9 protein-coding genes are annotated in these 11,836 nt (G+C 54.3%); 5 read left to right on the plus strand and 4 right to left on the minus strand.

Annotation, left to right across the window (positions count from 1 at the left end):
• Positions 1-96 precede the first annotated feature (96 nt).
• Positions 97-315, plus strand: a complete 219-nt coding sequence (locus tag CMR03_RS07095; protein WP_063879861.1) for a DUF1272 domain-containing protein — start codon at positions 97-99, stop codon at positions 313-315.
• A gap of 142 nt (positions 316-457) precedes the next feature.
• Here the strand turns inward: CMR03_RS07095 and rsmF are convergent, their stop codons facing one another.
• From rsmF to yebS, 3 genes are all read right to left on the minus strand, one after another.
• Complete coding sequence (rsmF, locus tag CMR03_RS07100) at positions 458-1,885, minus strand: 16S rRNA (cytosine(1407)-C(5))-methyltransferase RsmF (RefSeq protein ID WP_096011179.1); 1,428 nt, start codon at positions 1,883-1,885, stop codon at positions 458-460.
• Between the two features lie 77 nt (positions 1,886-1,962).
• Positions 1,963-4,602 (minus strand): PqiB family protein, encoded by a 2,640-nt coding sequence (locus CMR03_RS07105; RefSeq protein WP_096011180.1) that lies wholly within the window; start codon positions 4,600-4,602, stop codon positions 1,963-1,965.
• Positions 4,571-5,815 carry a membrane integrity lipid transport subunit YebS gene (yebS, locus tag CMR03_RS07110; protein WP_096011183.1) on the minus strand — a complete coding sequence of 415 codons (1,245 nt, stop codon included), beginning with the start codon at positions 5,813-5,815 and terminating at the stop codon, positions 4,571-4,573. The genes CMR03_RS07105 and yebS overlap by 32 nt, the downstream gene beginning before the upstream one ends.
• Before the next feature lie 211 nt (positions 5,816-6,026).
• Between yebS and CMR03_RS07115 the strand changes: the two genes are divergently transcribed.
• From CMR03_RS07115 to htpX, 4 genes are all read left to right on the plus strand, one after another.
• A complete protein-coding gene (locus CMR03_RS07115; RefSeq protein ID WP_063879858.1) occupies positions 6,027-6,527 on the plus strand; it encodes a GAF domain-containing protein in 501 nt (166 codons plus the stop codon).
• Between the two features lie 96 nt (positions 6,528-6,623).
• A complete protein-coding gene (gene proQ, locus CMR03_RS07120) occupies positions 6,624-7,325 on the plus strand; it encodes an RNA chaperone ProQ (protein WP_096011181.1) in 702 nt (233 codons plus the stop codon).
• Between the two features lie 19 nt (positions 7,326-7,344).
• Positions 7,345-9,390: a carboxy terminal-processing peptidase gene (prc, locus tag CMR03_RS07125; RefSeq protein WP_063879857.1), complete on the plus strand. Its 2,046-nt coding sequence runs from the start codon at positions 7,345-7,347 to the stop codon at positions 9,388-9,390.
• A 247-nt stretch (positions 9,391-9,637) separates the two neighbouring features.
• Positions 9,638-10,519: a protease HtpX gene (htpX, locus tag CMR03_RS07130; RefSeq protein WP_063879856.1), complete on the plus strand. Its 882-nt coding sequence runs from the start codon at positions 9,638-9,640 to the stop codon at positions 10,517-10,519.
• A 40-nt stretch (positions 10,520-10,559) separates the two neighbouring features.
• Here htpX and CMR03_RS07135 read toward each other — a convergent pair.
• Positions 10,560-11,782, minus strand: a protein-coding gene (locus CMR03_RS07135) for an IS3 family transposase (protein ID WP_425270632.1) whose coding sequence is annotated in 2 segments (ribosomal slippage) — positions 10,560-11,435 and positions 11,438-11,782 — 1,221 coding nt in all. Because the reading frame shifts where the segments join, the coding sequence is not laid out codon by codon here.
• Between the last annotated feature and the right edge of the window lie 54 nt (positions 11,783-11,836).

Raw genomic sequence — 11,836 nt, forward strand, 5'->3', positions numbered from 1 at the left:
TAAAATCCATACGGCATCCTGATGGCAAGATGAAAATCCTCGACAAGCGGTGCGGCTTTTGCCACGCTGACAGCCGCTACCGCCAAGGAGGATGCCATGTTAGAACTGCGCCCTAACTGTGAACGCTGTGATACCGACTTGCCTGCCGCATCCTACGATGCACGCATCTGTTCGTTCGAATGTACCTTTTGCGCTCCCTGTGCTGAGCAGCATCTTAAAGGGCTGTGTCCAAACTGTGGCGGGGAATTAGTCCGGCGGCCAATCCGGCCTGCGGCTAAACTGCTGACGCATCCCGCCAAACTGCGCAACGCATAAAGGCTGAACGCGCCGGCGGCGTCCGGCGTGATCCTGTCCTGTTTAACGCATCTTCCATCACATCACGCCCGATTTAACCGCAATCCTGAGTCAAAAACAGGGCACCCAACGTGACAGTGTCACATTGCATGCGTGCGTGCGCTTAGCGGAACAGCCTGCCATCACGCACCAGCTCGCGCGGGTAGCTGTTTTTAATGCGGCTACCAACACGTTTGGCCAGCCCGAGCGGCTGATGTTGATAGGTCACTATCATTTCGTCGAGGGTTGGCGCATTTTCAGGATAGATATCACGACCGCGATACCATTCTTCGGCTTCCGCCGTGCTCAACGCAAACGTCTGCTCAGGGCGCGGTGAGGCCAGCGCGATAACCGCCTCGTGTTGCCAGCGATAGCCTTTTGCAAAGGTCTCTGCCAGCTTCAGGCCAATCCGCGAGAAGCGCACCTTACCTAACAGCGGTGTAACCGCGGTCGGGAACAGCCAGATCTCTTTATCACGCTGCCAGAGCTGCAAACTGTCATCCCATTGAATGGCGACCTTCGCGGCTGCCTGCACAATCTCGCTTTCGAGCTTGCGGCTCAGGTGGCTAAACGGCAGCTTACCGACTTTATAAGTCGGTTCGGGCAAACGCTCGACGGACGCCGTTTTACGTAAGCGGGCGACGAAGAAACCTTCACTGTCAAACAGCTGAGGAAAAACGTGCAGGAAACCCTCAGGCGTGGCTGCCCGCTCCGCACCTGCGAACAATGACTGCAAGGGGGCAATTTCGACGGCATTCGGATAGCGCTCAAGTAGCCCGGCTACCACCTGTTGGTTCTCAATCTGATTCAGCGTACAGGTGGAGTACACCAGCGTACCGCCTGGCTTCAGGGCATGAAACGCGCTGTCAATCAGATCGCGCTGGGTAGCGGCAATATCATGGGTACTGGCAAGCGACCAGTTTTTCAGGGCATCAGCGTCTTTACGCATGACACCTTCGCCGGAGCAGGGCGCATCCAGCAAGATCGCATCAAACTGCTCCGGTAGCGCAGGTCCAAAGACGCGGGCATCAAAGTGCGTGAGTGCGCTATGGGTGACGCCGCAACGGGTAATATTGGCGTGCAACACTTTGACCCGGCTGGAGGAGAACTCATTGGCAAGGATGACGCCCTGGTTATGCATACAGGCGGCAATCTGGGTGGTCTTTGAGCCGGGTGCCGCGGCCATGTCCATGACGCTCATCGCATCGGGGTGCGCATCAAACAATGCCGTTACCGGCAGCATCGAGCTGGCTTCCTGGATATAGAACAGGCCGCTCAGATGCTCGGCGACGCTGCCCAATGGCAGGCTTTCATCCTCGCGGGTGATCCAGAATCCCTCTTTGCACCAGGGCACGGGCGTTAACTGCCAGCCGTAGTGGGCCGTTTGTGCCAGAAAGTCGCTCACGCTGATCTTTAAGGTGTTAACCCGCAGGCTGCGGCGCAAAGGCTGCAGGCTGATATCCATAAACTGCTGCAGGCTGGTGTCATCGGGCAAACTCTGGCGTATCAGGTCGAGGAAGTCGTCAGGGAAGCGTGAGGCGGAGTCGGACACGGATAGGTTCTCTTTGAGGCAAAGGTGGCAGTGTAGCACGCAGAAAGAAAACGGGCAGCCTGCGCTGCCCGTCTGTCTTAAGGCTGATTCGGGTCCGGAATCGCCGTTCCCCAGTTCCGCCACGCTTTAGGCGGTTCATCCTGCAACAGGAAGTGTTTATCTGCGGTCGCCTGCGGAGCCAGCGGCACCGTTGGCGGCGTAGCAAACTGAATACCACCGCGAATAAACTGCTGGAAGGTGCCGGTTTTCACCACACCACCAATCAGTCCAAAGTCCAGGTTGTAGCCAGAGGCCAGCCAGAACACGGAATTATTACGCACCAGATGTTGGTATTTCTTACTGATGCGCAGGGCGATCTGGACGCGGTCCGCCATATTACCCAGCGAGGTGCCGGTCACCGTACCCACTTCCACCCCGCGGAACAGCACCGGCGTCCCCAGTGACAGGGAACCCGCCTCGGTGGCATCGACATAGATGTTCAGGCCGTTGAGGTAACGTGAGTCGGTAATGGTGCTTTCCTGCAGCTCAAACGTCCGCGCGCCACGGCCTTTACCCGGATCGACGTTAACGTAGGGCTGCAGGATGGTTTCCAGATGATTGACGCCCGCAGCAGAAATCTCTGGTGACACGACGGAGAACCGGCTGTCGACACGGGCGAAACTCTGGACATATTCAGGGTAAAGCACGGCTTTCGCCACCACCTGATTGTTGTCATTGCTCAGCGACAGTGACTCAATTTGCCCGACGTTAATCCCCAGGTAGCGAATTGGCATACCGGCGGACAGTTTGCTGGCGTCATAGGTATGTAACGTAATCTGGCTGCCGACCGCACGGGCCGCAGTTTCAGACGGATACAGCACCCGCTTAACGCCTTTATCAACTTTCGCGCCCGTCAGGTTATCAAAGCTGATGGCCCCTTTTAACGCACGGTTCAAAGGTGACGCCTGCACGGTTAAGCCGCTGCCGTTAAGCTGAACACGTGCGCCGCCTTCCGCCCAGAACACACTTTCGCCAGAGACCAGCTTGCGGTATTCCGGTTTGATGTGGACCGCAATATCAAACGCATCGGCTCGCGGCGTGACATTGGTAATTTCACCCACCTGGAATTTGCGATAGAGCACGATGGAGCCAGCCTGCACGTCAGGTAAGCTTTTGGCGGTCAGCATCAGTGTGGTTGACGGGCCATCGCCGGTAATACCTTCTTCTGCGCGTTCGGCATCGGCAAACAGCGGATAAGCCGTATTGGGTGCGCCTTGCTTACCCGGCTCCAGGCGAATGCCACCGTCAACCCATTCGCGGGCGCTGGCACCCAGCACCTGCATGCCATCCAGACCAAACTTCACGTCAAGACGACTGTTGACAATGAATTTGCTGTCACCATGGACCAGTTGCCGCTGTTCAGGATCGACTGCGACCACAAAGTTAACGCCGTTTTCATCCAGATCCCGCGAAATTACCTGGCCAATTTTCAGGCCGTGCAACATCAGCGGCTGTCCCGCATCAATGCCATAGCTCTCGGGAGCACTGAGCTTAACCGTGAGGACATTGGGTTTTTGCAGTAACGTCTTGTTGGGCGCGACCACCGTGAAATGCTGCTGCGGCGCACCGTCGCCCGGCACCAGTTCAAAGGTGTTACCGGTGAGTAAGCTGCTCAGGCTGGTATCGGTAAGGCTGAGTTTAGGACTGCGCATCTCAATGCGGGTGCCTGCGCGCATCAGGCCCACGACCGACGGATCGATCGTCATCTCGCCCGTCACTTTACCGCCATCCTGCAAATTCAGCTTGGTCAGGGTGCCCACTTCTAAGCCCTGGTACATCAGCGGCGTCCGGTTTGCCGAGAGGTTATCCCCGCTGGGAAGATCAAGTGATATCAGCACGCCGCGCTGGCTGTGTGCCAGATCGGGATACAGCTGGTAGTTCTGATCGGTTTTCGCGGCTTCAGCGCCGTCAGGGGAGTCGAAGGCGATAGCGCCGTTGACCAGTGCCGCCAGGCTTTCAAGCTGGACTTTGGCACCGCTCAGGCTGACGTCAGCGTTCATCCCCGACACATTCCAGAAGCGGCTGTTGGTTTTCACCAGGTTCACGAAGCGACGTTCAATAAGGACGTCAATCGAAACGCCGTTATTTTGACCGTTGATGCTGTAATCATAAACCCGACCTACCGGGATTTTACGGTAATACACCAGCGAGCCGGTATTCAGCGAGCCGAGGTCAGGTGAATGCAGGTGAATCATCAGTTCACCGGTGTTCACGCGGTATTTGGGCTGGGTATCCAGTGCGGTGAAGGTGTCACTTTCTTTACCATCACCTGGCATCATGCCGATGTAGTTACCGCCAACCAGCGCGTCAAGACCGGACACACCCGCCAGCGAGGCTTTCGGCGTGACCAGCCAGAACTGCGTATTTTCACGCAGCGCATCGCGCATATCGCTTTTGATGCTGGCTTTGATCTGAATCTTGCTGTAGTCATCGCTCAGATTGATGCCCTGCACCGTACCGACTTCCACGCCCTGATAGCGAATAGGCGTCCGCCCAGGCACGATGCCATCGGCCGTCTGGAAATTGATAGAAATGGTGGTGCCGCGCTCCTGAAAGCTTGTCCAGAGCAACCAGCCCGCAATCAGCATTGCGATAATGGGCAGAAGCCAAAAAGGCGAAATCTTACGCTTATTGCGCAGCGTAGCATTAGTCGGTGTAGTCGGCGTTTCCTGTTGCATGTGCATCCCAGAGCAGGCGGCTATCCAGCCACTCAACGGCCATAATGGTCAGGACAACAGCAGCGCCAAAGTAAAACGCGGCTGGTCCCATGGTAAAAGCCAGCAGTTGATCACGGTTGACCAACGACATGGTTAGTGAAATGACAAACAGATCCAGCATAGACCAGCGTCCAACCCAGGTAACAAAACGCAACAGACGAATGCGGGTTTTCATGCCTTGCTCGCAGCGGAAATGGATACTGATCAGCAGCGCCAGCATCACCAGCACTTTGGTAAACGGGACTAAAATACTGGCGATAAATACCACGGCGGCCACGGGGACGTTACCGGAGGCCAGCGAAAGGATACCGGAGAAAATCGTGTCCTCCCGGCGCGAACCATTCAGATACACCACAGAAATCGGCAGCAGATTGGCCGGAATCAACAGCACGATAGAAGCGATCAGTGCGGCCCAGGATTTTTGTAAGCTGTGGCGACGCCGAAAGTCGAGCGGCGTATGACAGCGCGGACAGCGCCCGCGCGCATCAGGAATGTCGGTATAGTGGCAGTTGAGGCAGACCTGCAAATCGTCCCGGCGCGTCACCTGAGGCTGTTGTGGGTAAAAATGTTCCCAGAGTTGCTCCATGTTCAGATGGATCAGGGTTATCACGCTCAGCACGGTTAACGCCACATAGGCCACCAGCCCATAGCCCAGTTCAAGATCGGCATAATCCTGCACTTTGATTGAGGCCACGGCGATGCCAATCAAAAAAATATCCAGCATGACCCATTCTTTAAGCTTATCCAGCATCAACAACACCGGACGGAGGTTCATGCCTAAACGCTGACCCAGCGCCAGGTAGCCGAGGCCCGCCACCAGGGTGACCGGCGCACCGATAGTACAGAACGCCACCATCGAGGCCGTCAGAACATTGCCCTGCAGCGTCATCTGCACGATGCCTTCCAGCACGCTGGCATTAATGCGCATGCCCAGGAGGCGAATGTCGATGAGCGGCATGCTAAAAGCAAAAGGCATCAGCACCAGCATGGTGGCCGCCATCGCCAGTAAACGCGTCATTGACCAGTCACGGCCGCTCACAATCTGCGCGTTGCAGCGGGGGCAGTGCGCTGACTGATGCGATTTCACATCTGGTAAGGAAAAAAGGGTATCGCATTGCGGACAACGCTGATAACGTGCGTGAGGCAATGTCTGGCTGATAGCGTGAATTTTCATCATTAAGTGCAAGTTTCGCTTATTGTCATTAACGCAAAGGGTCAGTAAGACATCGCCTGGGTACCTGTCTTGGGTATCACGCTTCGATCCACAGAATGTTAAGGTTATAGTAACTAACGCTATGATTCACCTTATGGCTATGGATTTTTAGTGCTTATTTTTAACAAGCGGAGTGGTTAGCCGCTCGGATGTCACTAGTAACGGTTGAATAATGAACAAAACTGCCTTTTACGCCGATTTAGATCGCGATATGCGCGCCTTACTGGCGGGAGAAACGGCGTTCCTCGCCGCGATGGGTAATTTTAGCGCGCTGTTGTATGAACGTCTTGAAGGCGTGAACTGGGCAGGCTTCTACCTGCTGACGGAAGCGGACACGCTGGTACTTGGCCCGTTCCAGGGTAAGATTGCCTGCGTCCGCATTCCGGTGGGTAAAGGAGTTTGTGGTACGGCACTGGCGCAGGAACAGGTTCAGCGTGTTGATGATGTCCATGCTTTCCCCGGACACATCGCCTGCGATGCGGCCAGTAATGCAGAAATTGTGATTCCTCTGAAAATAAACGGTCAGGTTGTCGGCGTTCTGGACATCGACAGCGTGGAATACAATCGCTTTGATAGTGAAGATGAAAAAGGGCTGGTCGCCTTGACTAACGGGCTTTGCGACGTGCTCGCGAACAGTGACTTAGAAAAATATTTGCAACTGACGCGCAGCTAATCGACTGGATTGCATGGCATTTGGCGATGTTGTCATTATAATGTCGCCTGTTCATGCCTGCTCTGGTCGGCAAACCCGTAGTAATCAGGAAATTTCATGGAAAATCAACCTAAGTTGAATAGCAGTAAAGAAGTCATTAGCTTTCTGGCGGAGCGCTTTCCGCACTGCTTTAGCGCTGAAGGTGAAGCGCGTCCGCTCAAAATCGGTATCTTTCAGGATCTGGTAGAGCGCGTTCAGGGCGAAATGAACCTGAGCAAAACGCAGTTGCGTTCGGCCCTGCGCCTTTATACCTCCAGCTGGCGTTATCTCTACGGTATCAAAGCGGGCGCAACCCGCGTGGATCTCGATGGAAACCCATGTGGTGTGCTCGATGAGCAGCACGTGGAGCATGCCCGCAAGCAGCTTGAAGATGCGAAAGCGCGTGTTCAGGCACAACGCGACCAGCAGCGAGCCGCGCGTCGTGAAGCCGGTGAAGGCGAAGAAGGTGCATCTGCACCACGTCGCCCACGTAAACCTGCTCCGCGTAAACCGGCAGAAGGCGAGGCCGCGCGTAAGCCGCGTCCACAGTCCGCTGAGCGTCCTACTGCATCACAGAATCGCAAACCGGCACCACGCCCGGAGCAGCAGACTAAACCCATCACTGATACCTCAACTTTGCAACCCGGCCAGAGTATTAAAGTTAAAGCAGGCAAAAGTGCGATGGACGCGACCGTTCTGGAAGTATCAAAAGACGGCGTCCGGGTGCAGCTCGCTTCCGGCATGGCAATGATTGTGCGCGCAGAACATTTGCAGTTCTGAAACGGAGGCTGACCCCGGCATGAACACCCTTTTAAAAGTTGGATTGATCGCGGGCCTGCTGTTGTCAGGCCCTTCCTTTGCGGCCGAGAACATCACGCGTGCCGATCAAATTCCTCAATTGCACGAGGACCCGCAGGATCCGACGGTGAGCGAGCGTGTGACCTCGCGGTTTACCCGTTCTCACTACCGCCAGTTCGATCTTGACGGTACGTTTTCCGCTAAGATTTTTGATCGCTACCTGAATATGCTCGACTACAGCCACAACGTATTGTTGGCGTCGGATGTCGCGCAGTTTGCCAGCAAGAAAGCCCAACTGGGTGATGAGCTGCGTAGCGGTAAACTGGATATTTTCTACGATCTTTATAATCTGGCGCAGAAACGCCGCTTTGAGCGCTATCAGTATGCGCTCACGGTGCTGGCTCGCCCGATGAACTTTTCCGGCAATGACACGATCGATATTGACCGTGCTAAAGCTCCGTGGCCGAAAGATCAGAGCGAGTTAAATGCGCTGTGGGACGCCAAGGTCAAATACGATGAGCTGAGCCTTAAACTCGCCGGGAAAGACGAAAAAGAAATTCGTGAAGTGCTGACCAAACGTTATAACTTTGCGATACGCCGTCTGGCGCAGAGCAACAGTGAAGATGTGTTCCAGCTGGCCATGAATTCGTTTGCACACGAAATCGATCCGCACACCAACTATCTCTCGCCGCGTAATACCGAGCAGTTCAATACTGAAATGAGTTTGTCGCTCGAAGGTATTGGTGCCGTGTTGCAGATGGATGATGACTATACCGTTATCAACTCGATGGTGGCAGGCGGTCCGGCGGCGAAAAGCAAAGCCATTACCGTTGGCGACCGGATTGTCGGCGTCGGTGAGCCGGGCAAGCCAATGGAAGACGTGATCGGCTGGCGTCTGGATGATGTGGTCGCCAAAATTAAAGGGCCGAAAGGCAGCAAGGTTCGCCTTGAGGTTCTGCCTGCAGGCAAAGGCACCAAGACCCGCATTGTGACGTTAACGCGTGAGAAAATCCGTCTGGAAGATCGCGCCGTTAAAATGAGCGTTCATAACGTCGGTAAACAGAAAGTCGGCGTGCTGGACATTCCGGGCTTCTATGTTGGCCTGACCGATGACGTTAAGGTCCAGCTGCAGAAACTGCAGAAGCAGAATGTGGACAGCATTGTTATTGACCTGCGTACCAACGGCGGCGGTGCGCTGACCGAAGCGGTTTCGCTTTCCGGCCTGTTTATACCCAGCGGCCCGGTTGTGCAGGTGCGTGATAACAACGGCCACGTGCGCCAGGACAGCGACAACGACGGCATTGTTTACTATAAAGGCCCGCTGGTGGTGCTGGTTGATCGCTTCAGTGCTTCAGCATCAGAAATCTTCGCGGCTGCCATGCAGGATTATGGACGTGCGCTGATTGTTGGCGAGCCGACGTTTGGTAAAGGTACCGTTCAGCAGTATCGTTCTCTGAACCGGATTTACGATCAGATGCTGCGCCCGGAATGGCCGGCACTGGGTTCGGTGCAGTACACGATTCAGAAGTTCTATCGCATCAACGGTGGCAGTACTCAGCGCAAAGGCGTTACGCCTGACCTGCTGATGCCGACCGGCGTAGAAGCGGCAGAAACGGGCGAGAAGTTTGAAGATAACGCGTTACCGTGGGACAGCATTACGGCCGCCACGTACACCAGGACCGGTGATGTCAAAGCGCTGGCACCGCAGCTGACCAAAGAACACGACGAACGTATCGCTAAAGATCGCGAGTTCCAGTACATCATGAAGGACATCGCTCGCTTTAATGCCATGAAAGACAAACGCAATATCGTGTCACTCAATCTTGCCCAGCGTGAGAAAGAGAATCACGAAGAAGATGCACTGCGTCTGGAACGGATTAATGCGCGCTATCAGGCTGAAGGTAAAAAGCCGCTGAAAAGCCTGGATGATTTACCGAAGGACTATAAAGAGCCCGATCCTTATCTGGATGAAACGGTCAAAATTGCCAATGATCTGGCGCAACTGGAGAAGTCATTACCCGACGCTCCCGCGGCAAAGACCAACTAACGGCATAAGATTGACGAAAAGCACCGCTCAGCGCGGTGCTTTTTTTTATCATTAATTTGGCAGTGATTAGCGAAGTTAATGTGTTCTTCCGGGCGGTTTTCGGCAGGTTACGCGGAAGGTTGTGTCATATTGTAAAGTTATGTCTTTTTAGGCACTTAAACGTTAAGGTCGCTTGAAAACCCGCGTAATGCTCATAGGATATGTATCCGCGCATGAGCGCATGAACTACTGAGGAAGATTAACCGTTATGATGCGTATTGCTCTTTTCCTGCTGACCAACCTGGCTGTGATGTTGGTATTCGGGCTGATTCTCAGCCTGACAGGAATTCAGTCAAGCAGTGTTCAGGGCCTGATGATAATGGCAGGTCTGTTTGGCTTCGGCGGTGCGTTTGTCTCACTGCTGATGTCGAAGTGGATGGCGCTCCGTTCGGTCGGTGGTGAAGTGATTGAACAACCACGCAATGAAACCGAGCGCTGGTTACTTGAGACCATTGGCCGCCAGGCACAGCAAGTGGGCATCGCGATGCCACAGGTCGCTATTTACCACGCGCCGGATATCAATGCGTTTGCAACCGGTGCGCGACGTAATGCTTCCCTCGTCGCCGTTTCTACCGGCCTGCTGCAAAACATGAGCCGGGATGAGGCGGAGGCCGTGCTGGCGCATGAAGTTGCGCACATTGCGAACGGCGACATGATTACCATGACGCTGATTCAGGGTGTGGTGAACACCTTTGTTATCTTTGTGTCGCGCATCCTGGCACAGATTGCGGCCGGTTTTATGTCCGGCAACCGTGATGGTGAAGAAAGCAGCAACGGTAATCCGCTGGTGTACTTTGCCGTTTCCATGGTGCTTGAGCTGGTGTTTGGTATCCTTGCCAGCATTATTACCATGTGGTTTTCACGCCATCGTGAATTCCATGCCGATGCCGGTTCGGCCAAACTGGTTGGGCGCGAGAAGATGATTGCGGCTTTGCAGCGTCTGAAAACCAGCTATGAGCCGCAGGAACCCAGCAGCATGATGGCGTTTTGTATCAACGGCAAAGGAAAGTCATTTAGCGAACTCTTTATGTCGCATCCGCCGTTAGACAAACGTATCGAAGCGCTGCGTAGCGGCGAATATCTGAAGTAAACTGACTAGTCCTGGCATAGGTTGACACTTTTTTTATCTTTTAAAACGCCTGATGTACCTCATCAGGCGTTTTGTATTTTAATGACAGATGAGGACGCTGGCTGTTATAGATCCTGACTGACTCACTGACCATCCTGCCTGCCTGCACCACGTCTGCCGGACGCGTAATCAGTAATTCATTTTTCAGTATGCCGTTAACCCTTTCTGCCAGCGCATTCTGATAGCAGTCGTAGCCGTCCGTCATTGAACAGACAAGACCGTGTTTTTTATGCACTGACTGATACATTGCCGAACAGTACTGAAGTCCGCGATCTGAGTGGTGGATCAGGCGGCCCTTTCCCTGCCGCTCCCTCAGTGCCATTTGCAGCGCCTTAATAACGTGTTCCGTATGCAGACTTTCATGAACATGATACCCCACGATTTTTCGTGAGAAAGCGTCCGTTACCAGACTGATGTAGGCCATACCTGTTCTTACCGGAAGCCAGGTGATGTCGGCAACCCATACCTGCTCCGGACCGGAGATTACCGTCTGCTCCGGCCCCGCTTTCAGCAGATTCGGATGTCTGTAAAAATGATGACGGCTGTTCGTTGTTTTATGATAAGCCCTTGCCGGATGAACCAGTAACCGGGCTTCCCGCAGCACAGCGAACAGACTGTCCCGCCCGATATGCAATGCGGCATCTTCCCGCTCGTTAAGAATATGCTGCAGTTTCCGGGTACCCAGGCGGGGCTGCTGTAACCTGATAAGTCTGACTTCTTCAGTAATGCGGTGTGCCTTTTCAGCCCTGCGCATTTCACGCCGGCATCCCTGATACCAGGCCTGACGGCTTATCTTTAAATACCGGCAGACCCTGACGACAGTCAGTTTCAGGGATTGTGTCTGTGCTTTCGCGATAAGGACGCTAACTGCTTCTTTGTGAGTGTGGCACCGAATTCGGTGTTCATCACCTTCACGACAGCTTCAAAAAACTGCGCTTTAACTTCGGATTCAGCCAGTTGCTGCTCAAGCTCTTTGATTCGCTGTTCAGGTGTGAGGGGGAGAGATTTTGTCATGTTTCCTCCACGGGTGGTGCGCTGCCGGGATGACTGCCAGTCCAGATGACCGTATTTACGTAACCACATGAGCACGGTGGAACATCCCTGGATGCCGTAGCGTTCCTGAGCCTGGCGGTAAGTCATCTCGCCTTTTTCAACCTGCTCCACGACTGCCAGCTTAAAAGACAGAGAGTAATCCCGCTGAGTGCGTTTAACATACTGTTTCATCACATTCTCCTCAAAACCAGTGGAAAATGTGTCAACGCTATTCAGGACGGGACA

Origin of the sequence: Pantoea allii, from assembly GCF_002307475.1 — a bacterium.
In the GTDB taxonomy this organism is placed as follows: domain Bacteria; phylum Pseudomonadota; class Gammaproteobacteria; order Enterobacterales; family Enterobacteriaceae; genus Pantoea; species Pantoea allii.